The organism is Caballeronia sordidicola, assembly GCF_001544455.2.
Lineage (GTDB): Bacteria > Pseudomonadota > Gammaproteobacteria > Burkholderiales > Burkholderiaceae > Caballeronia > Caballeronia sordidicola.
This window is the reverse complement of sequence record NZ_FCOC02000027.1, coordinates 26405-46541: the sequence shown is the minus strand read 5'-3', so window position 1 is coordinate 46541 and position 20137 is coordinate 26405. Positions and strand designations below refer to the sequence as shown.

Genomic DNA, 20137 nt, shown 5'->3' with positions numbered 1-20137 from the left:
ATTCCAGACATCACGAACATCCGCGCCGGTCCGCGCACTGTCCGATTTCGTGGTACACCACATAAATGGGCGATGCGCGGAACTGGCCACGAATAGCCACGCTGCGGCATCTGTATGGCATACCCCTTGCTTTTAATGGACACAGCCTGCCTGCCGTCTTCTACTTCTACCGGAAATCGGATGTCGAACTCCATCACGAACAACGAGAAACCCGCTGCCGCATTCGATGCTCGACGCCGGACGGTCCTGCGTGCTGGCGCTGCCGCGGTCGCGCTCGCAATGCCGGCAATCGTGCGGGCGGATCCCAAGGTGCTGTACGTGAATTCGCAGGGCGGCACGTGGGAAGCCGCCGCGCGCAAGAACCTGTTCGATCCCTTCACGAAAGCGACGGGCATTGCGATCAAGACCGCAACCGGCGCGTCGTTCGCAAAGCTCGCGCTTCAGGCGCGCAACGGCGTGTACGAGTTCGATATCCAGACCGTCGGCGCGCCGAGCGTGATTCAGGCAATGAACGCCAACCTGCTCGAACCGGTCAACTACTCGGTATTCGGGCGCGACACGGTGCCCTCGAACCTGATTCTCGAGAGCGGCGTGTGCAATCACGCGTACTCGACGAACATCTGCTTCAACACAAAGAAGTTCGCGCCGGGTTCAATCAAGACATGGAAGGACTTCTGGGACCAGCAGCGCTTCCCCGGCCCGCGCTCGCTTGGCCGCACGCTGTCGCAGACCATCGTGTTCGCGCTGCTCGCTGACGGCGTGCCGCGTGACAAGCTGTATCCGATCGACCTCGACCGGGCGTTCCGCAGCCTCGACAAGATCAAGAACAGCGTGCGTGTGTGGTGGACCACGGGCCCGCAGATTCGCGAACTGCTCGGCGGCGGCGAGGTGGACATGGCGTCGGTATGGCACGCGCACGGCGTCGCGCTGCGCGACAGCGGCGCGCCCGTCGAGATCGTCTGGAACGAGTTCACGATGGACCGCACGTACTGGATTGTGTCGAAGGGCACGCCGCGCGCGGACTATGCATGGGAATTCATCAAATTCGCATTGCAGCCGAAGAACAACGCGGGCTTTTGCGTCGACGGCGCATACGGGCCGGTCAATCCAGCCGCGTTCGCGTACCTTAGCCCGGAGCAGACGAAAAACATGCCGACGAACCCGAAGTACGCGAGCGGTGCAATCGAATTCGACGGCCGCCAGATGGGCGACGTGATGAACCAGGCGGAGCGGCGTTTCCAGCGCTGGCTTCAGCAATGACCATGCGCGCAAACGCCCTTGAGCGCCCCACCGCGCTGAATGCGGTCATTGCGGTTTGCGTGGCCGCGTTCATTCTGGCGCCCATGCTGATCGTCGTGCCAATGTCGTTCAGCACCGCGCGCTCGTTCGAGTTCCCGCCGCCCGGTTACTGGCTCGGCCACTATCGCGCGTACTTCACGGCTGACTGGCTGAAGCCGACGCTGAACAGCGTGCTGATCGCAATCGTGTCGAGCATTGTCACGCTGCTTGTCGCGACACCGGCCGCTTTCGCGGTGAACCGCCGCGAGTTTGCGGCGCGCCGCACGCTCCAGATCATGCTGCTGCTGCCAATGCTCGTGCCGAGCATCATCATGGCGATCAGCTACTACACGGTGTTCGGCCGCATTGGGCTGAACCAGACGTACCTTGGCGTCGTGCTTGCGCACACCTGCATTTCGATCCCGGTCGTGCTGATCGCGATGGCGGCGCCGCTGCGCAATCTCGACCGCAATCTGGAGCGCGCCGCGCTGATCTGCGGCGCGACGCAAGTGCAGATGTTCCGCTACGTCACCCTGCCGCTGCTGCGTCCGGCGTTCGTGATCGCCGCGTTCTTCGCGTTCATTCATTCTTTTGATGAAGCGACGATCTCGCTGTTCATTTCGAGCCGCGAGGTGGCCACGCTGCCCAAGCGCATGTTCTCCAGCATCAATCTCGACGCCGATCCGGTGATTGCCGTCGCTTCCACATTCCTGATCGCCGCCGCGCTGACCGTGATGGTCGCGATGGCCGCATTCTCGCGACGCCGCGAGGCCTCGAAGGATCATCGATGAATAGCCATAACGCACAGGCGGCAGCAACCGCACCGCCCGCCGTCACTTCGGCGCGCAGCAACGGCGCGCGCCGCGCACGCGCAATGCGCTCTGTTCCAACCTGGCTGCTGCTGGCACCGGCGCTCGTCTATCTGCTCGCAACGTTCGGCGTTCCGCTCGCGAACACGTTCTGGACCAGCATTTCAGACCCGACGCTCGGTCTCGACAACTATCGGCACGTGTTCACCGATCCGATCTATCTGACGGTCTACCTGCGCACTGCGGCGGTCGCGCTGTCTGTTACCGCACTGTGCCTGCTGCTCGGCTATCCGCTCGCCTACTACATGGCGCGCAAGGGCGGCGTCGCGGCCACGGTGATGCTTGCGATCACCGGCCTGTGCTTCTGGATCAGCTTTCTGGTGCGGACCTATGCGTGGACCGTCATCCTCGGCAACCACGGGCCGTACAGCGAGATCGCGCGCGCGTTCGGCATCAATCCGCCGCCGGTGCTGCTGTTCACGACCGCCGCGTCGTTGATCGCGCTCACGCACATCCTGCTGCCGTACATGGTGCTTACGCTGTACGTCGTGCTCGCGAAGATCGACACCAGCCTGATCCGCGCCGCGCACAGCCTCGGCGCGAGCCGCCATCAGACGTTCTGGCGTGTGATCGCTCCGCTCTCGCTGCCGGGCGTCGTCAGCGGCTCGCTGCTCGTGTTCATCTTCTGCATCGGCTTTTATGTCACGCCGACGCTGCTCGGGTCTCCGCGCGACATGATGATTTCGAGCCTGATTGCCGACGAGATCGAATCGCTGCTCGACTTCGGCACCGCCTCCGCGCTGTCGATGGTGCTGCTTGCCGCGATCATGGCCATGCTGTTCGTGTACGACCGGCTGCTCGGCTTGCAACGGATCGCAGAATGAACGCAAACCCTTCGTTGTCCGTTGTATTCTCCGATCTGAGTGCACTGTTTGCGCCGCGCAGCATCGCGATCGTCGGCGCGACCGACCGGCCGGGGCCGGCCACGCGCATTCGCGCGTCGCTCGATGCGCTCGGCTTCGACGGCGAACTGCATGCCGTCAATCCCGCACGCGCCGAGGCGCTCGGCCGTCCATGCGCTCCGTCGCTCGCCGCGCTTGACCGCACGCCGGACGTCGCGCTGCTGTGCGTTGGCCCAGAGCGCGTTGCGGCTGCGGTGCTCGACGCCGCGCAAGCCGGCGTGAAAGGCGTCGTGTCGTATGCGAGCGGCGTCGGTGCGACACGTCATGAGGGACTTGCGTCGCTCGACGTGATCCGGGCCGCGTGCATGGACGCCGGCATCGCGTTCTGCGGCCCCGACTGCATGGGCATCCTCAATCCTGCGACCCGCTCGACGCTCTACATGGGCGAAGTGCTGGATGCGTCGTCTATTGGCGGCGACGTCGCGTTGATCACGCAGAGCGGTTCGATGGCGATCGGACTCGTGACCGACGTGCGCCGCTTCGGCTATAGCCACGTCATCTCAACTGGTGCCGAGGCGGTGCTGAGCGCCGCCGACTATCTGGCTGCGCTGGCCGACGACCCGGCGACGCGCGTGATCGCACTGTTCCTCGAGGCGGTTCGCGATATCCACCGCTTCGTGGCCGCCGCAGAACGCGCGCGCGAGCGCGGCAAGCCCGTTGTCGTGCTGAAGGTCGGCAAGACCACGCTCAGCCGGGAGGCCGCGCTCGGTCACACAGGCGGCATTGCTGGCGACGCGCGGGTGTTTTCAGCACTGCTCGCGCGGCACGGCTGCATCGAGGTTTCGACGCTTGAGGAACTGACCGAAACCGTGGTCTGCCTGCGCGCCGCGCGGCGGCCCGCTGGCGGCGGCATCGGCATCGTGAGTCCGTCTGGCGGGCATGTTGAATACGCGCTCGATATTGCCGCGCGCGCGGGCATCGACTTGCCCGCGTTGCCAGAACAGCAGCGCGCGTTGCTCGCGGCGACGATCGGCACGGTATCCGCGCACGGCAATCCGGTCGATGCATGGGGCAATGGGGACTACGAAACAAATCTGCGCGCGGGCCTCGCTGCCTTCGCCGCATCGCCCACGCATGCGGCAGTCGTGCTCGTGACCGACACGATGGACAGCCAGCCGACCCGGCCAACCCGCTATGTGGATGCATTGCTCGACGTGGCGGCCACGTCGGACAAGCCGTTCTATCTGCTCAGCTCGCGCGCGGGGCTGTTCCGCCGTGAATACGCGGACCGCCTGGCCGCGCATGGTGCGAGCCAGCTGGCCGGCGTCGAGCCCGCGTTGCGCGCGATCGCGAACGGCGCCGCCTGGCGAGCGGCTACGCCGTTGGCGCTGCGCGTGCGCCAGTCCGCCGCCGCGTTGCATGGCGCGCTCGCCAATACGCTGCCGGCCGGGAAGCACTGGCTCGATGAAGCGAAGGCGAAAGCATGGCTGCGCGACCTCGGGCTCCAAACGCCGCGTGGCTTGCTCGCCCGAGCGACAGATGACCCGGCGACACTTGCAGCCGGCCTTGGTTTTCCGGTTGCGCTGAAGGTCATCGACGAACGGATTGCGCATCGCACGCCCTACGGCCTCGTGCAACTCGACCTCGATAGCGTCGACGCGGTCACGCACGCGGCCGCCACGATCCGTGCGCGTCTTGCCGAGCACTTCCCCGCGTGCCGCGACGTGCCGCTCCTCGTGGAACGGATGACCGGCCCCGGCCTCGATTTGTTTGTCGCCGCGAGCACCGACCCTGAATGCGGGCCGATGCTGATGCTCGGCTTCGGCGGCTTCCTTCTCGAAACGGTGCGCGACGTGGTCGCGATTCCGTTGCCGCCGCGCGAGGGCGAAGTGGCCGCCCGGCTCGCGCAAAGCGGGCTTGGCCGTTTTCTCACGAGCCGTTCCGGCGCGCTGTTCGGCGGCGTCGAGCCGATCGTGCGGTTCGCGGAAACCATCGGCGACCTTTATGTCGCGGCGAACGGCCGGCTCTCGCTGATCGAACTGAACCCGGTCCGCCTCACCGACCGCGCGGCGGTGCCCGTCGTGCTCGATGCGCTGATCGCCACCGCCGAGGAACACACCGCATGATCGATACGCTGCTCGCCGAACAGCACGGGCCGATCCGCGTGCTGACCCTGAACAAGCCGCACAAGCTGAACGCAATCGACGCGGACATGCTTATAGAACTGGCCGCGCAGATCGAAGCGGCGGACGCGGACAAAACGATCGCCCTCACGGTGATTCGTGGCGCCGGCCGGGCGTTCTCGACGGGTTTCGACATGAGCGCGGGCGGTTCGTCCGAAGCGGCCGGTCCGCGCCTGCGCGCCAATCTCGAACGCTTTCTCGCGATCTGGCGCGCGCGCAAGCCGGTCGTGGCGGCAGTCGACGGTTACGCGCTCGGCGCTGGCTTCATCCTCGCGAACCTGTGCGACTTCGTGTACGCGTCCGAGCGCGCGACATTCGGCGAGCCGGAGATCCGCTACTGGAATCCGGCGTCGATCACGATCCTGCCGTGGATTGTCGGCGTGCGCCGCGCGAAGCAGCTGCTGTTTTTCGGCCGCTCGCTCGATGCGCGCACAGCGCTCGACTGGGGCCTCGTCAACGAGGTGCTGCCGGAGGCGAGCTTCTTCGACGCGGTGCTCGACGCCGTGCGCCCGCTCGCACATCTGCATCCGGATGGCGTCGCGGCGCTGAAGCGCTCGATCAATGGCGGCTTCGACGTCGCTGGTTTTGTCGATGCGCTGCGTGCGGGCGTCGATACGATCGCGCCGCTTTACGAACCGGATGCGCCGTCGAAACTCGCGGCGCGCGCCGAAGTCGAGCGGCTTGGATTCAAGGCGTACATCCATCATCGCGACTCACTGCTGGGGAATTGAACCGATGTCACATTTACAGCTTGTAGGCGTATCGAAGGACTATGGCGCGGTGCAGGCCGTGGTCGACGCGGTGCTCGACGTTCAGGATGGCGAATTTGTCAGCCTGCTCGGGCCGAGCGGATCGGGCAAGACGTCCACGCTGATGATGATCGCCGGCTTCGAGGAGCCGAGCGCCGGCAGCATTCTGCTCGGCGGACGGCGCGTCGAAAACGTGCCGGCGAACCAGCGCGACATCGGCATGGTGTTTCAGAGCTATGCGCTGTTTCCGCACCTGTCGATTGCGGAGAACGTCGCGTTTCCGCTGAAGGTGCGCAAGTGGAAGCGCGCGGATATCGACGCTTCGGTCAAGCGCGTGCTGGCGCTGGTCGGCCTCGCCGACAAAGCCGCGCGCCTGCCGAAGCAGCTCTCCGGCGGGCAGCAGCAGCGTGTCGCGCTTGCGCGTGCGCTGGTCTACGAGCCGAAGCTGCTGCTGCTCGACGAGCCGCTGAGCGCGCTCGACAAGAACATGCGCGAGCAGATGCAGATCGAATTGCGCCGCATCCACCGGCAGATCGGCATCACGACACTGTATGTGACGCACGACCAGAGCGAAGCCATGACGCTGTCGGACCGCATTGTGGTGTTCAACCACGGCCGTATCGAGCAGGTCGGCACGCCGCTCGACGTCTATGCGCGGCCGGTCAGCCGGTTCGCCGCGACCTTCATAGGCGACAGCAATATCTTCGATGGCCGGCGCGGTGCGCACGCCGACGAACTGGTCGCGGACGGCGGCCTCACGCTGCGTGCGGCGTGCCCGCTGCCAGCCGATGCGGGATGCGTGCTGGTGCGCCCGGAGGACATGCGGATCGGCGAGTTGCCCGCGGGCATTGTCGCGAATACCGCGTCCGCGCAGATCAGCAGCGTGCTGAACATGGGATCGAGCGTCCTCGTGATCGCGCGGCAACACGGTTACGACGCGCGCGAGCTTCGGGTGCAGACGTCGGCCACGGCTCTCGCGGGCGCAGGCGAAGGCGCGACGATCCCGCTGTGGTGGACGAGCGCGAGCACGTGGCCGATTCCCCCCGACGCAGTGCGCCACTGAACGCGCGCCCTATCCGTTTCCGGCTTCGCGGCTTCACAAGTTCGCTGCCGCCTCGTAAATCAAGGAGTTTTTCATGCACGCCAATAAACGCCCCGACAAGATGAAGCTGGGCGCTTTCTTCCATCCGACCGGGCACCACGTCGCGGCATGGATGCATCCGGATTCGCAGATCGATGCGGGTACGAACTTCCAGCACTACCTGAGCCTCGCGCAGGCGGCCGAGCGGGGCAAGTTCGACCTGATGTTCCTCGCGGACAGTCTCTCGGTGCGCGACGCGCCAGCCGAGGCGCTCAGCCGATGGCCCCAGTACACCGTGTACTTCGAACCGATCACGCTGCTGTCGGCAATTGCCGCGTGCACCAGGCATCTCGGGCTCGTCGCGACTGCTTCAACAAGCTATAGCGCGCCGTACAATGTCGCGCGCGCGTATGCGTCGCTCGATCACATCAGCGGCGGCCGTGCGGGCTGGAACGTGGTGACGTCGGCGGGTGCGTCGGTCGCCGCGAACTTCGACAACCTGTCCTACCCGCACGACGAACGCTATGAGCGCGCGGTCGAATTCGCGGAAGTGGTGCGCGGCCTATGGGACAGTTGGGACGACGACGCGTTCGTGCGTGACCGTGCGAGCGGCCGATACTTCGATCCGGCCAAGGTCCATACGCTCGACCACGTGGGCGCGCATTTTTCGGTGAAGGGTCCGCTGAACGCTGCGCGGCCGCCGCAAGGGCATCCGGTGCTGTTCCAGGCAGGCGGCTCGCCGCCGGGCCGCGAGCTGGCCGCGCGGCTGTGCGAGGCGGTGTTCACGCCGCTGCATACGCTCGATGCCGCGCAGTCGTTCTATCAGGACGTGAAGGCGCGCATGGAACGCTACGGACGCCGCGCGGACCAGTTGAAGATCATGCCGGGGCTGAACCCGGTTGTCGGCCGCACGCGTCAGGAGGCGCTGGACAAGCACCAGTACCTGCAATCGCTGATTCATCCGGATGTCGGACTCGAACTGCTGTCGAACGCGCTCGGCGGCTATGACCTGTCGCGCTGCGATCCGGACGGCCCGCTGCCGGACGAACTCGACGCAATGCACACCGAGGGCGGACAGACCCAGTTCCGCAATGTGCTCAACTGGGCGCGCAACGAGAAGCTGACGATCCGCCAGCTTTACGAGCGCTTTGCGGGTGCGCGCGGCCAACGGACCGTGATTGGTACGGGCGAGGAGATCGCGGACCAGATGCAGGAATGGTTCGAGGCATATGGCGTAGACGGCTACCTGATCCAGCCGCCGTATTTGCCGGGCGGACTCGACGAATTCGTGGCCGATGTGATTCCGGTGCTGCAGGATCGCGGTCTCTTTCGCACCGAATACGAAGGCGGCACGCTGCGCGAGAACCTCGGCCTCGACCGGCCGAAGAGCCGCTACGCGAGCGCGGGTTGAATCGCCGGCTTCCTGTGCGAATGCGTGAAAAAAAGCGAGGGCGTTAAGGCCTTCGCTTGATACTCTCGCGGCCGCACCTCACAGTCGAACATCATCATCGTGCTGCGCCGCGCCTCCCGCTGTTTCGAACGATGCATCGTCTATCGAGGCCGAATACGCGAATGCGCTGCAGTCCGCCACTTGCGCAATACGCCCCTGATGCAGCTGGATGACACGGTCGGCCAGGCCGAAACAGCGGTCATCGTGCGAGATCACGATCAGCGTCTTGCCCTGCCGCTTCAGGTCGGGAAGCATCTCCGTGTAAAAGAAGCGGCGGAAAGTCGGATCCTGGTCGGCGGCCCATTCGTCGAGCACCATCCACGGACGGTTTTCCAGATATGCATGAACCAGCGCCAGCCGCTTGCGCTGTCCCGCCGACAGGTCGATGGTCGAAAACGCGCCATTTTCGATCCGCACTTTCTGGCCCAGTTCGAGATGATCCAGATAACCGCGCGCGCGTTCGATGGTCGCCGCGTCATTGACCACCAGATCATCGAACAGGTGATAGTCAGAAAACACCGCTGAAAATTGCTGGCGATAATCGTCGAGCTTGTCATCGGGCACCGGCTGTCCGTCGACCAGCAATTCACCATGCACCGGCGAATATAGCGACAGCAGCAGCTTGAGCAACGTTGTCTTGCCGCATCCATTCTCTCCAACAATGAAGAGCGTCTCGCCCCGCCTGATTTCAAGGTCGATGGGTCCAAGCTGAAACCCGGCGGCAGTGCCCACTTGGGGAAACGCAAACACCGCGCGGCGCAACGCGATGCCTTGCATTGGCGCTGCAGCGGGCGCGGCCGGCCGCGCATCGAGAAGCCGTGCTTCGCGATTCTCGAACTGGCTCGAAAGCTCGGCGATGCGCCGGAACGACACCCGCGCCTGGATCAGCGCCAGCACGCCGCCCGCAACCTGTTCTATCGGTCCGCGAATATAAAGCAGCACGATCACGAACCCGCTGACCAGGCGCGAGTCGATGCCAAGCCGGTTCTGCATCACAAGAATCACGCCGATCACCACGAAAAACAGCGTCGTGCCGATTGCGCCCGTGGCGTAGAAAAGCCGCATCGCGCGAATCTTCAGTGCGCTAATCATATCAGCCGCGCCCGAAAGCTGTTCGGCGTGCACGCGGTTGCGCCGCTCGCGGTTCAGGCGCAGTTCCTTCGCGCCTTCGGTGATCGCGCGATATTGCTTTTGCAGGTCGTCCTGCGCGCCGCGCACGCCCTGATAGTGATGATCCCAGCGCATGGACGCGTAGTGGTTGATCCACACCCCGATCAGGATGGCGGCCAGCGCGAGCAGGAACAGCGGCGGCGAAAGCACGAGCATATAGACCACGCAGCCGAGCGCGACCGTCAGCGCCACGGCGAAGCTCGGGAAGTTGAACGTGAAGGCGCTGACGGTGTCGACGTCACTGTTGAGCGTGGCGAGCAAACGGTGCACGCGATAACGCTCCACCGCCGCGATCGGCGCGCAGACGATCCGCGCGGAAATGTCCTTGCGCAGCGACGCCACGATCTTCTGGCCAATCATGCTGTTGCCCACGCCCGAGATTGCGTTGCCCGCCAGCGTCAGCACGACCAGCCCGATAAACGTCCACACCGTGGCGGCGGAAATTCCGCCAGGCGCGTGCAATCCGTCGTTAATGGTCGCCAGAAGCCACGCGGTACTCAGGCCCGCGAGCGCGCCCATCGCGGTGACGAACAGGCACAGATGCCAGAACGGCCGGAACAGCCGGAGAAACTCGCGGCCAACATGGACGTCCGGCGTGGCGTCATCCTTCGATTGATCAGTCATCCTATGCTCTCCCACGACGCGGCCATGCCGCGCGTTGCCACGCCGCGCAGCAGCGCGGCATCTCGTTGTTGCACCGGCCGCGCGGACGCGGACTTCATCGGACCACGCATACCGGTTCGCCCGTATGCGGATGCGGCATCACGACCATCGGGATGCCGTAGATTTCCTCCAGCCGCGCCGACGTCATGATCTCGGCGGGCGTGCCGCGCGCGCATAGTTTGCCGCCGCGCAGCGCAATGATCTCGTCGCAGAAACGTACCGCCATGTTGACGTCGTGCAGCACGACCACCACGCCAAGCCCACGCGCGCGCGACAACTCCTGTACCAGCGACAGCACCTCGACCTGATGCGCCACGTCGAGGGCCGAAATGGGTTCATCGAGCAGCAGGCAGTCGGCGTCCTGCGCGACCGGCATCGCCAGCCAGACGCGTTGCCGTTCGCCGCCGGAGAGTGTGTCGACAAGACGGTCGGCGAAGCGCTCGACGTCGGTCAGCGCCATGGCCTCCTCCACCTTCGCGTGGTCTTCCGGACGGAAGCGGCCGAGCGCGCCATGCCACGGATGACGGCCGAAACGCACCAGTTCGCGCACCAGCACGCCCGCCGCCGACGGTGTGCTGCGGCAGATACGCAAGCTTGCGCGCAAGCCCGCGGCCCGGCCACGCATCGAGCGATTCGCGTTCGAAACGGATATCGCCGTGGGTGGGCAACTGCTGACGCGCGAGCAGCTTGATCAGCGTGGATTTGCCCGAGCCATTGTGACCAATCAGGCAAATCACGCGATGCGGCTCCAGCGTGAGCGAAAGCGGATGCAGCAGCGTTCGCCCGGGCACGGCGAAACTGACGCCGGAAAGCTCGAACATCGGAGACGGCACCGGCGGGTGCGCGGACAGCGGTCCCGCGGCATGCAGAGGCGCGGCGAGGACGGTGGATGAAGTCATGAACGTTTCCATGGAACACTCGCGGGGCGCGTCACTCGCGCTCGCGCCAAAGCAGGAACAGGAAATACGGGCCGCCCACGAAGGTGGCGAGCAGCCCGGCGGGCATCTGGTACGGAAACAGCAAATTGCGGCCGAGCCAGTCGGCGGCGACCAGCATGGCGGCGCCCAGCAACGCGGCGCCGCTCACCTGCATCACGGGCCGGCGCAAGCCAAGCAGCCGCGCAATATGCGGCACCATCAGGCCAACAAACGAGATCGGCCCGATGATCAGCGTGGTCCTGGTCGATGGAAAAATCGTCTCGCGCACGGTCCACACGGGCGTACGCGATCGCCTGAACGCCGAGGTTCTGTCGGGACTGAGCGCTGGCGAGCGCCTCGTCACGAGCATCAGCCGCGTTCACGCCGCCGACGGGAGATTCCAGTGGTAGGCGCGCCGCTGATCGAGTTGCGCGCCATCTGGAAGTCGTATGGCGGCCGCGCGGCTGTCGATGGCGGCACGGCAGCGCCTTCCGTTGATGTGCTGCGCGGCGTAAGCCTGCAGATCGCGGCCGGCGAATTCGTTGCGATTGTCGGCGTATCGGGTTCCGGAAAGTCGACGCTGATGCATATTTTCGGCTGCCTCGACAGACCAAGCGCAGGCGAATACCGCTTCGCCGGCAAGGACATCGCGAACTTCAACGCCGATGAACTCGCGTGGTTGCGGCGCGAAGCGTTTGGCTTCGTATTCCAGGGATATCACCTGATCGCGACAGAAACGGCGCGTGAAAACGTCGAGATTCCTGCCATCTATTCAGGTGTCCCAACGCAGGAACGCGCCGAACGCTCCGTCGCATTGCTGAGCCGGCTCGGGCTTGCAGGACGGCTCGATCATCGGCCCGGGCAATTGTCCGGCGGACAGCAGCAACGGGTATCGATAGGCCGTGCGTTGATGAACGGCGGCCACATCCTGCTCGCCGATGAACCCACGGGCGCACTCGATTCCCGCAGCGGCGCGGAAGTCATGGCGCTGCTGCAGGAACTGGCCGCGGCCGGGCATACGGTCATCCTCATCACGCATGATCGCGAGGTCGCCGCGTGCGCGCATCGTGTGATCGAAATCCGCGACGGTGAAATTGTCAGTGACTCGGGCGTAGCTGCAGGCTTGGGCGCTGGCTCACGCACCACAGCGCCCGCGTCGCTGGATGCAGCCGCGTTCATTGCATCCATGGCTGAAGGCGTCGCGCACACGGCGTCGCTCTTCACCGACTCGCGCGAGGCATTGCGCGCCGCGTGGCGCGTGCTGTGGATCAACCGTTTTCGTACCCTGCTGACGCTGCTTGGAATCATTATCGGCGTGGCGTCGGTGATCGTCATGCTCGCCATTGGAGCGGGCACGGAGCGCGAAGTCATTGCAAAGATGGCGAGCTTCGGCACCAACCGGCTGTATGTGACGCCGGGCGGCGACAACACGCGGGGACCGGGCGGCACGCTGTCCACGGCGGACGCGCAGCAAGTGCGCGAAGTGCCCAATGTCACGGCCGCGACGCCGTTTCTGCAAGGACACGTGACGCTCCGGTACAGCAATGTCGATGTTCAGACCACGCTGTGGTCCGTCACCGACGAGGCATCGCGCGTACTGAACTGGAAGCCGAGCTGCGGAACGTTCTTCAGCGCCGACGATGAACGCGATCTCGCTGCCGTTGTGCTGCTTGGCAAGCGCGTCAGCGAAAAGCTTTTTGGCGATGCGGACCCCGTTGGCCACTATGTGCTCGTGAACAACGTGCCTTTCGAAGTCATTGGCGAACTGGAGGAAAAAGGCGCGACATCCGGAGACGCGGACGACGATAACGTCGTGCTCACGCCTTTCTCCACGGGCAGCCGGCGCGTGGTGGGCACGACCAATCTGTCGTGGATATCCGTGCTGATAGACCGGCTCGATCTCGCCGATGAAACCGCAAAGCAGATTGGCGATGTCCTCGCGGCAAGCCACCTTATCCGCGACTTCCAGGTCTACAACCGGGCGGCTTCGGTCAAGGCGCAGACGGAAACGCAGAATACGCTCACGGTCATGCTTGGGCTGATCGCCGCCATATCGCTGCTTGTGGGCGGTATCGGCGTCATGAACATTATGCTCATGACGGTCAGGGAACGCACGCGCGAGATTGGTATCCGCATGGCGACAGGCGCGCGGCAACGCGATATCTTGCGGCAGTTCCTGACCGAAGCAACGCTCGTGTCCGGAATTGGCGGGGTGCTGGGCGTGGCCGCCGGCTTGCTGATCGGCGCCGCGCTGATTGCAGCGGACGTGGCCGCCATTTTCTCGGTGCGGGCCATTGCTGGCGCTTTCGCCTGCGCGTTGCTGACCGGCCTCGTGTTCGGCTTCATGCCGGCGCGCAAGGCGGCGCGGCTTGACCCGGTCGTCGCGCTGGCGAGTGAATGACGTCATGAAAAACTGGGCTATCCTCGGCGCGTTGCTGGTGTTGTCGGGTTGCGGTTCAACACTGCCCCGGCAGACGTCGGGCGTGGTTCCTCCTGACGCATGGCGCTATGCATCGGGGCCTGTCCATCGCGATCAGGTCAAGGCCGACTGGTGGCGCAGCTTCGGCAATCCGGAACTCGATACGCTCGTCACACGCGCGGCGGCCGGCAGTTTCCACGTCGCGGCCGCGATCGCGAGGGTCGAGCAAGCCCGGGCGTCGGCGCGGATTGCAGGTGCGGCGCTGCTGCCGACCGTCACCGGTTTCGCCGATGCCAGCCGTCAAGGCGGATTGCTCGTCAACAATACGGGGCAGCAAGGTACAGGCTTCGACCCTGGTCTCGCCGCGAGTTTCGAACTCGACTTCTGGGGACGCAACCGCGCCCTTCGCGACGCTGCATCGGCGAATCTGCGTGCTTCGGTTTTCGATCGCGATACGGTCGTCTTGAGCGTCACGTCGGATGTCGCGAACACCTGGTTGCAAACGGTGGCGCTGCGCGAACGCGGCACGATCGCGCAGCAGAATCTGACGGCAGCGCAGCGGGTGCTGGCCATTATAGAGTCGCAGTTCCGCGCGGGTGCCGCAACCCCGCTCGATCTGGCGCAGCAGCGCGGTCTGGTTGCAACTCAGCGCCGTAACGTTGCGTTGCTGCATCAGGCGGCCAACGACAGCGAGGCGACGCTTGCCGTGTTGCTTGGCGTGCCGCCGTCGGGTTTTGAACTCGCCACTACACCGCTCGACGATCTGCAGATACCGCGTATCGATGCAGGCGTTCCGTCTATCGATGCAGGCGTTCCGTCGGCGTTGTTGACCCGGCGCCCCGATATCGCTGCGGCTGAGGCGCAGCTCGAAGCCGCGAACGCCAATGTCGCAGCTGCCCGCGCCGCAATGCTGCCCAGCGTCACGCTGACCGGTTCCATAGGCTCGGGCAGCGACCGGCTAAGCGGGCTTTTCGATCATTCGTTGTACGGCATTGCAGCGGGGCTCGCCGCGCCGGTTTTCAACGCGGGTTCTCTTGCGGCGGGTCGCGATCTGGCTATCGGGCAAAAGGACGAATTGCTGGCGCGATACCGCCAGGCGATCGTTGCATCGTTCGCCGATGTCGAGCGTGCGCTCAACGCAGTGGCCGGCGCGAACGCGCAGCGGGCCGCGCAGGACGAAGCGCTCGCAGAAGCACGGCGCGCGTTCGCGCTCGCGCAAAGCCGCTATCGCGCGGGCTCGGAGACGCTGCTGGTCGTGCTCAATGCACAGCAAACCATCTATGCCGCCGAGGATGACGCGGTACAGGTTCGCCTCGGGCAACTGCAAGCGGCTGTGTCGCTGTATCGGACGCTTGGCGGAGGCTGGCGGGATGGCGATGGCGTGGACGCGGCTCATGGGGTGAGCCAGATTTCGCGCCGGTGATCCTGTGCGGCGGGTCATCGGCGGCGCTCTTTTTCGCCTTGAACATGGCGGCGGCCCTCGCCCACGAATCGATCACAAATGAATGGTTTGCGCCTGCTTCAGGGCGAGCCATACCATGCCTTCGCGCAGGCCGTCGAGCACCGCCTCGCGTTCGGTCTTGAAGGTTTGCCAATGGCGAAACCGATGCTTGAACTCGCCGCTCGCGCCGCCATGCTCAACCTGGACGTCGCACGAAAAACCATCCGCGATGGTGACCGTATCCACCGAGACGCTCCAGCCCTCTCCGCTGACCTTACCTTTGAGTGTCATGTTGCCGCTCGCCTCATACCGCGTTGATGACGACCTTCAACGCATGGGTATCGGCGGCTTGACCGAACGTTTCGTAGGCCTTCAGCATGTCGTTGAGACTGAAACGGTGCGTGATCAGCTTGTTGGCTTCCAGCTTGCCGGCACGCACGGTCTTGAGCAGCATCGGCGTGCTGACGGTGTCCACGAGCCGCGTCGTGATCGATATGTTGCGATCCCACAGGTGCTCCAGATGCAGATCGGCTTTCACGCCATGCACGCCCACGTTGGCGATCGTGCCGCCGGGCGCGATGATCGCTTCGCACATTTCGAAGCTGGCGGGCACGCCGACCGCTTCGATTGCACAGTCCACGCCCACGCCTTCGGTCAACTTCATGATCTGCTCTACCGCGTCTTCCTGGCTGATATCCACGCACGCAGTCGCGCCGAAGGTCCGCGCAATCTCAAGCCGGTTCGCATCGCGATCGATCATGATGATCTGCGCGGGCGTGTAGAACTGCGCGGTCAGCAATGCGGCGAGCCCGATAGGACCCGACCCCACGATAGCCACCGTGCTGCCCGGCTGCACCCGCCCGTTGAGCACGCCGCACTCGAAGCCGGTAGGAAGAATGTCGGAGAGCATGACGAGGGCTTCTTCATCGGCGTCGGCGGGAATGGGGTACAGGCTCGTCTCGGCGTGCGGTATCCGCACATATTCGGCCTGTGTGCCGTCGATCCGGTTCCCGAGTATCCAGCCACCGGTCGTGCAATGCGAATACATGCCGCGGCGGCAATATTCGCATTTGCCACACGACGTAATGCATGAAATGAGCACGTGATCGCCCGGTTTGAACGTCGATACCGCGGCGCCGACTTCCTCGATCACGCCCACGCCCTCGTGCCCGAGAATCCGGCCGGGCTCGCAGGTCGGAACATCGCCCTTGAGGATATGGAGGTCGGTGCCGCAAATCGTCGTATGAGTGACTTTGACAATGGCGTCGGTTGCTGAAACGAGTTTCGGCACAGGCCGCTCGTCCAGCGATTTCTTGCCGGCTCCGTGGTACACGAGTGCTTTCATCGTCAGGCTCCTGAGGGTGAGTGAACGGTGCGTCCAAGCCAAACTCTATGCGCGCAAGCGGTCTTCCGGTTGACCTGAATCAAGTAATCGATACGGCGTAGCCCCGCATGCGTTGGGCCGCTCCAATTGACTTGCATCAACGTTTCATTCGCCGGACGCTTCATAGTCGTTCAAGCAGCACACTCAGTATTTCGCGGGGAAGCGTGGCTGCTTGCATGACGAATGAAAGGAGCGAACTTGGATATTCGCCGCGAAGGCACTCGAATCGAAACGTCGCCCGAGGCTGCGCCAGACACGCGCGGCCCGGAATCCCGCGCGCGTGTAATCGCGGTGAGAGGCGCGATCGTGGACGTCGTGTTCGAGCATGGCGACCTGCCGCTTATCGACGAATCCCTGACGATTCTCGCGGACCAGGGGCCACCGGTCACAGCCGAGGTCCAGGCGCATCTGGACGAATACACGGTGCGCGCGCTCGCGCTGCAAGCCACGAACGGGCTGCGGCGCGGCACGCCGGTCCTCGCATCGGGCGGTCCGATACAGGTCCCGGTTGGCGAAGCGCTGCTCGGTCGTCTCGTCGATGTCACCGGCACGCCGGGCGATGGCGGCGCACCTTTCGCGAGCGACGTGCCCCGGCGTCCGATTCATCGCCTGCCGCCGTCGTTCGCGTCGCAAAGCGCATCGACGGAGATATTCTGGACGGGCATCAAGGTCATCGACCTGCTAACGCCGCTTGCACAAGGCGGCAAGGCGGCAACGTTCGGCGGCGCAGGCGTCGGCAAGACCGTGCTCGTGATGGAACTGATCCACGCGATGGTCACGCGCTACGAAGGCATCTCGGTTTTCGCGGGCGTGGGCGAGCGTTCGCGCGAAGGCCACGAGACGCTGCTCGACATGCGCGGTTCAGGCGTTTTGCCGCGTACCGTGCTGGTGTATGGGCAGATGAACGAACCGCCCGGCGCGCGCTGGCGCGTGCCGCTGACCGCGCTCACCATCGCGGAATATTTTCGCGACGAACGCCGCCAGAACGTGCTGCTCCTGATGGACAACGTGTTCCGGTTCGTCCAGGCGGGCGCCGAAGTGTCGGGCCTGCTCGGACGCCTGCCCTCGCGGGTCGGTTATCAGCCCACGCTTGCGTCCGAGGTCGCCGCGCTGCAGGAGCGCATTGTGTCGGTCGAAGGTGTGTCGGTCACGGCAATCGAAGCGGTCTACGTGCCGGCGGACGATTTCACCGATCCCGCCGTGACGACGATCGCGGCGCATGTGGACAGCATGGTGGTCCTGTCGCGATCGATGGCGGCCGAAGGCATGTACCCGGCGATCGATCCGATCGCATCGGCCTCGATCCTGCTTGATCCCGATTTTGTGGGCGAGGAGCATGCCGCGGTCGCTATCGAAGTGCGCAAGGCGATCGAGCATTATCGCGAATTGCAGGATGTCATCTCGCTCCTGGGCGTGGAGGAACTCGGTGTCGATGACCGCCGCATTGTCGGGCGCGCGCGGCGGCTGCAGCGGTTCCTCACCCAGCCGTTCGCCGTGACGGAGGCGTTCACTGGCGTGCCGGGGCGCTCGGTGCCCATTGCCGACACCATTGCCGGTTGCCGCGCGATCCTTGCCGGCGAATGCGACGACTGGCCGGAAAGCACGCTCTACATGATCGGTTCGCTCGACGAGGCGCGCGCGCATGAAGCCGCCGCCGCGAAGGGACAAGCCGCATCCGCGGCGGCCAAGTCATGAGCGCGACCCTGCACCTGAGCATTGCCACGCCCGCGAGCGTGCTGTTCGACAGCACGGAGGTGGTGGCATTGCGCGCCGAGGACGAAACCGGCAGTTTCGGCATCCTTCCGGGTCACGCGGCGTTCCTGACGGTGCTTGTTCCCTGCGTGCTGCGCTGGCACGCCGCGGAAGGCGTTCCGCATTTTTGCGCGATCAAGAAGGGCGTGCTGCGCGTATCCGCCGGGCACGACGTGACGATCGCGTGCCGCGAAGGCGTGCTCGGAGACTCGCTCGAATTGCTGGAGGCGCAGGTTCGAACAACGCGCGCCGAGCAGCTCGATGCCGTGCGGCGAGCCCGTGTCGATGAAACCCGGCTGCACGCCGAGGCCATGCGCCAGTTGCTGCATTATCTGCGCCCTTCCACTGAGCCTGCCCGTCATGGAGGGAACACGTCATGACGGAGCGCTTGCGCCAGGATCACGGCAGCGACCCAGACGGCATCACCAGCGCCGTCCGCGAAGCCATGGAATCGGAGCGGCGCGCGCGAGAAACGCCGGAACCATCGCTTGGAAGCCGGCTCGGGCAGATCGGAGTGCTCGGCTGGTTGATCGTCGTGCCGACGCTGCTTGGGCTCACGCTTGGCCACTGGCTCGACCGGCGCTTTCATACCGGCGTGTTCTTCGCGGCGCCGCTACTGATGGTGAGCGCGGGCATTGGATTGTGGTGCGCATGGAGATGGATGCATCGGCAGACACTCAAGGACGACGGATCATGACGCCGTATTCAACACTGAGCATGCAAATCCCGGCGGGCCTGGGTATCGGTCTCGTGTATGGATGGGTTCATTTCTGGAGCTTGCGCGGCAACGTGCGCCTGATGACAGGCGACGCGCCGGTTAAAGCGTTCATGGTGCAGCTCGTGCGCCTTGCATGCGTTGCAGGCGTGTTTTTCCTTCTGACGAGGCTTGGGCCGTGGGCGTTGCTGTCGGGTGCGCTCGCACTGCTGCCTGCCCGCCTTGCCGTGCTCCGGCAAGTGAAGCGCACATCGGGAGTGTCGCCGTGACCAACTCGCCGCTTGAAACCCTCGCGCTGTTTCATATTGGACCCGTGGCGGTCTCGCAGCCGGTCGTGACGACGTGGATCATCATGGCGCTGCTGTGGGCGGGTGCTGCCTGTTTCACACGCCGCCTGACGCTCGTGCCGTCGAAGATACAGACCGTACTCGAATTGATCGTAGGCACGATCGACCAGCAAATTCGCGACACGATGCAAGCCGATCCGCAGCGGTATCGCGCGCTGGTTGGCACGCTGTTCCTGTTCATTCTCGTGAGCAATGCGTCGTCGCTTGTTCCCGGCGTCGAGCCGCCGACCGCGCACATTGAAACCGACGCCGCGCTGGCGCTGATCGTCTTTTGCGCGACGATCTTCCACGGCATTCGCACCCGCGGTCTGGGCCGTTATCTCGCAACGTTCGCCGAGCCTACCTGGATCATGATTCCGCTGAACCTCGTCGAGCAGATCACGCGGACGTTCTCGCTGCTGGTGCGTCTGTTCGGCAACGTGATGAGCGGCGTATTCGTGGTCGGCATCGTGCTGTCCCTTGCGGGATTGCTGGTGCCTATCCCGCTTATGGCGCTCGATCTGCTTACGGGCGCGGTACAGGCCTACATCTTCACCGTGCTCGCGATGGTGTTCATCGGCGCGGCGGTGCTTGAAAACGCTCCCACTCCTTCAACCACGCAAACCGGCCCGTAATAAACACCATGAACAACCTGATTCAGATCGTGAGTATTCTGGCGGCCGCGCTGGCCGTGTCGTTCGGCGCAATAGGACCCGCGCTTGCCGAAGGCCGCGCGGTTGCCGCCGCCATGGACGCGCTCGCGCGCCAGCCGGAATCGGCGGGCACGATATCGCGGACGCTTTTTGTAGGCCTCGCGATGATCGAGACGATGGCGATCTACTGCCTTGTCATCGCGCTGCTGCTGCTGTTCGCCAATCCGTTCGTGAAGTGAAGCAGA

At 64.7% G+C, this 20137-nt stretch carries 21 protein-coding genes and 1 pseudogene; 16 read left to right on the top strand and 6 right to left on the bottom strand.

Translation table 11 applies throughout. The features are described 5' to 3' along the window. The first annotated feature begins 180 nt into the window (after positions 1–180). From AWB64_RS27620 to AWB64_RS27590, 7 genes are all read left to right on the top strand, one after another. Entirely contained in the window at positions 181–1260 is a 1080-nt protein-coding gene (locus AWB64_RS27620; RefSeq protein ID WP_060858589.1) for an ABC transporter substrate-binding protein, read from the top strand. Between the two features lie 2 nt (positions 1261–1262). Then, the gene (locus tag AWB64_RS27615) at positions 1263–2069 is read left to right on the top strand and encodes an ABC transporter permease (RefSeq protein ID WP_060858620.1); all 807 of its coding nucleotides are present in this window, start codon (positions 1263–1265) and stop codon (positions 2067–2069) included. Continuing rightward, positions 2066–2971: an ABC transporter permease gene (locus AWB64_RS27610; protein ID WP_060858588.1), complete on the top strand. Its 906-nt coding sequence runs from the start codon at positions 2066–2068 to the stop codon at positions 2969–2971. Before AWB64_RS27615 ends, AWB64_RS27610 begins: the two co-directional genes overlap by 4 nt. Then, entirely contained in the window at positions 2968–5115 is a 2148-nt protein-coding gene (locus tag AWB64_RS27605; protein ID WP_060858587.1) for an acetate--CoA ligase family protein, read from the top strand. The genes AWB64_RS27610 and AWB64_RS27605 overlap by 4 nt, the downstream gene beginning before the upstream one ends. Beyond that, entirely contained in the window at positions 5112–5903 is a 792-nt protein-coding gene (locus AWB64_RS27600) for an enoyl-CoA hydratase/isomerase family protein (RefSeq protein WP_060858586.1), read from the top strand. Before AWB64_RS27605 ends, AWB64_RS27600 begins: the two co-directional genes overlap by 4 nt. 4 nt (positions 5904–5907) lie before the next feature. Then, the gene (locus tag AWB64_RS27595) at positions 5908–6984 is read left to right on the top strand and encodes an ABC transporter ATP-binding protein (protein ID WP_060858585.1); all 1077 of its coding nucleotides are present in this window, start codon (positions 5908–5910) and stop codon (positions 6982–6984) included. A gap of 73 nt (positions 6985–7057) precedes the next feature. After that, a complete protein-coding gene (locus tag AWB64_RS27590) occupies positions 7058–8413 on the top strand; it encodes an LLM class flavin-dependent oxidoreductase (protein WP_060858584.1) in 1356 nt (451 codons plus the stop codon). Between the two features lie 78 nt (positions 8414–8491). On the opposite strand, the gene AWB64_RS27585 is transcribed toward AWB64_RS27590, so the two are convergent. The 4 genes and pseudogenes from AWB64_RS27585 to AWB64_RS27575 form a co-directional block, all read right to left on the bottom strand. Continuing rightward, a complete protein-coding gene (locus AWB64_RS27585) occupies positions 8492–10246 on the bottom strand; it encodes a cyclic peptide export ABC transporter (RefSeq protein ID WP_060858583.1) in 1755 nt (584 codons plus the stop codon). A 94-nt stretch (positions 10247–10340) separates the two neighbouring features. Further along, positions 10341–10910: an ATP-binding cassette domain-containing protein gene (locus AWB64_RS32085; protein WP_374728653.1), complete on the bottom strand. Its 570-nt coding sequence runs from the start codon at positions 10908–10910 to the stop codon at positions 10341–10343. Positions 10911–10914: 4 nt separating this feature from the next. Then, positions 10915–11106: pseudogene (locus AWB64_RS32775) on the bottom strand (ATP-binding cassette domain-containing protein); the annotation flags it as partial. Between the two features lie 109 nt (positions 11107–11215). Further along, the gene (locus tag AWB64_RS27575; protein ID WP_510183559.1) at positions 11216–11491 is read right to left on the bottom strand and encodes an iron chelate uptake ABC transporter family permease subunit; all 276 of its coding nucleotides are present in this window, start codon (positions 11489–11491) and stop codon (positions 11216–11218) included. On the opposite strand from AWB64_RS27575, the gene AWB64_RS32810 reads away from it, so the two are divergent. The 3 genes from AWB64_RS32810 to AWB64_RS27565 are packed head-to-tail and all read left to right on the top strand — an operon-like array spanning position 11448 to position 15044. Next, a complete protein-coding gene (locus AWB64_RS32810; protein ID WP_510183558.1) occupies positions 11448–11612 on the top strand; it encodes a permuted SH3 domain-containing protein in 165 nt (54 codons plus the stop codon). The genes AWB64_RS27575 and AWB64_RS32810 overlap by 44 nt on opposite strands. Next, positions 11606–13603 (top strand): MacB family efflux pump subunit, encoded by a 1998-nt coding sequence (locus AWB64_RS27570; RefSeq protein ID WP_060858581.1) that lies wholly within the window; start codon positions 11606–11608, stop codon positions 13601–13603. Before AWB64_RS32810 ends, AWB64_RS27570 begins: the two co-directional genes overlap by 7 nt. Before the next feature lie 4 nt (positions 13604–13607). Further along, on the top strand, positions 13608–15044 hold the full coding sequence (locus tag AWB64_RS27565) for an efflux transporter outer membrane subunit (protein ID WP_060858619.1): 1437 nt from the start codon (positions 13608–13610) through the stop codon (positions 15042–15044). 72 nt (positions 15045–15116) lie between these two features. Here AWB64_RS27565 and AWB64_RS27560 read toward each other — a convergent pair whose 3' ends face one another. Both AWB64_RS27560 and AWB64_RS27555 read right to left on the bottom strand, forming a co-directional pair. Further along, entirely contained in the window at positions 15117–15353 is a 237-nt protein-coding gene (locus tag AWB64_RS27560) for a hypothetical protein (RefSeq protein WP_060858580.1), read from the bottom strand. A 13-nt stretch (positions 15354–15366) separates the two neighbouring features. Continuing rightward, positions 15367–16407: a zinc-dependent alcohol dehydrogenase family protein gene (locus AWB64_RS27555; RefSeq protein ID WP_060858579.1), complete on the bottom strand. Its 1041-nt coding sequence runs from the start codon at positions 16405–16407 to the stop codon at positions 15367–15369. A 264-nt stretch (positions 16408–16671) separates the two neighbouring features. Here AWB64_RS27555 and atpD point away from each other — a divergent pair, with 264 nt between their 5' ends. From atpD to AWB64_RS27525, 6 genes are read left to right on the top strand one after another with little or no spacing between them, the layout of a single operon-like run. Further along, entirely contained in the window at positions 16672–18141 is a 1470-nt protein-coding gene (gene atpD, locus AWB64_RS27550) for a F0F1 ATP synthase subunit beta (protein WP_060858618.1), read from the top strand. Further along, complete coding sequence (locus AWB64_RS27545; RefSeq protein ID WP_060858578.1) at positions 18138–18578, top strand: F0F1 ATP synthase subunit epsilon; 441 nt, start codon at positions 18138–18140, stop codon at positions 18576–18578. Before atpD ends, AWB64_RS27545 begins: the two co-directional genes overlap by 4 nt. Then, positions 18575–18895 (top strand): AtpZ/AtpI family protein, encoded by a 321-nt coding sequence (locus AWB64_RS27540; RefSeq protein WP_060858577.1) that lies wholly within the window; start codon positions 18575–18577, stop codon positions 18893–18895. The genes AWB64_RS27545 and AWB64_RS27540 overlap by 4 nt, the downstream gene beginning before the upstream one ends. Next, entirely contained in the window at positions 18892–19182 is a 291-nt protein-coding gene (locus AWB64_RS32080) for an N-ATPase subunit AtpR (protein WP_060858576.1), read from the top strand. The genes AWB64_RS27540 and AWB64_RS32080 overlap by 4 nt, the downstream gene beginning before the upstream one ends. Next, positions 19179–19874 carry a F0F1 ATP synthase subunit A gene (locus tag AWB64_RS27530; protein WP_060858575.1) on the top strand — a complete coding sequence of 232 codons (696 nt, stop codon included), beginning with the start codon at positions 19179–19181 and terminating at the stop codon, positions 19872–19874. Before AWB64_RS32080 ends, AWB64_RS27530 begins: the two co-directional genes overlap by 4 nt. An 8-nt stretch (positions 19875–19882) precedes the next feature. Continuing rightward, complete coding sequence (locus AWB64_RS27525) at positions 19883–20131, top strand: F0F1 ATP synthase subunit C (protein ID WP_060858574.1); 249 nt, start codon at positions 19883–19885, stop codon at positions 20129–20131. The last annotated feature ends 6 nt before the right edge of the window (positions 20132–20137 follow it).

Bases quoted from the DNA above. Each gene is read 5' to 3' on its own strand.
- AWB64_RS27620 (WP_060858589.1), top strand. From the start codon at position 181: ATGTCGAACTCCATCACGAACAACGAGAAACCCGCTGCCGCATTCGAT.
- AWB64_RS27615 (WP_060858620.1), top strand. From the start codon at position 1,263: ATGCGCGCAAACGCCCTTGAGCGCCCCACCGCGCTGAATGCGGTCATT.
- AWB64_RS27610 (WP_060858588.1), top strand. From the start codon at position 2,066: ATGAATAGCCATAACGCACAGGCGGCAGCAACCGCACCGCCCGCCGTC.
- AWB64_RS27605 (WP_060858587.1), top strand. From the start codon at position 2,968: ATGAACGCAAACCCTTCGTTGTCCGTTGTATTCTCCGATCTGAGTGCA.
- AWB64_RS27600 (WP_060858586.1), top strand. From the start codon at position 5,112: ATGATCGATACGCTGCTCGCCGAACAGCACGGGCCGATCCGCGTGCTG.
- AWB64_RS27595 (WP_060858585.1), top strand. From the start codon at position 5,908: ATGTCACATTTACAGCTTGTAGGCGTATCGAAGGACTATGGCGCGGTG.
- AWB64_RS27590 (WP_060858584.1), top strand. From the start codon at position 7,058: ATGCACGCCAATAAACGCCCCGACAAGATGAAGCTGGGCGCTTTCTTC.
- AWB64_RS27585 (WP_060858583.1), bottom strand. From the start codon at position 10,246: ATGACTGATCAATCGAAGGATGACGCCACGCCGGACGTCCATGTTGGC.
- AWB64_RS32085 (WP_374728653.1), bottom strand. From the start codon at position 10,910: ATGCGTGGCCGGGCCGCGGGCTTGCGCGCAAGCTTGCGTATCTGCCGC.
- AWB64_RS32810 (WP_510183558.1), top strand. From the start codon at position 11,448: ATGATCAGCGTGGTCCTGGTCGATGGAAAAATCGTCTCGCGCACGGTC.
- AWB64_RS27565 (WP_060858619.1), top strand. From the start codon at position 13,608: ATGAAAAACTGGGCTATCCTCGGCGCGTTGCTGGTGTTGTCGGGTTGC.
- AWB64_RS27560 (WP_060858580.1), bottom strand. From the start codon at position 15,353: ATGACACTCAAAGGTAAGGTCAGCGGAGAGGGCTGGAGCGTCTCGGTG.
- AWB64_RS27555 (WP_060858579.1), bottom strand. From the start codon at position 16,407: ATGAAAGCACTCGTGTACCACGGAGCCGGCAAGAAATCGCTGGACGAG.
- AWB64_RS27545 (WP_060858578.1), top strand. From the start codon at position 18,138: ATGAGCGCGACCCTGCACCTGAGCATTGCCACGCCCGCGAGCGTGCTG.
- AWB64_RS27540 (WP_060858577.1), top strand. From the start codon at position 18,575: ATGACGGAGCGCTTGCGCCAGGATCACGGCAGCGACCCAGACGGCATC.
- AWB64_RS32080 (WP_060858576.1), top strand. From the start codon at position 18,892: ATGACGCCGTATTCAACACTGAGCATGCAAATCCCGGCGGGCCTGGGT.
- AWB64_RS27525 (WP_060858574.1), top strand. From the start codon at position 19,883: ATGAACAACCTGATTCAGATCGTGAGTATTCTGGCGGCCGCGCTGGCC.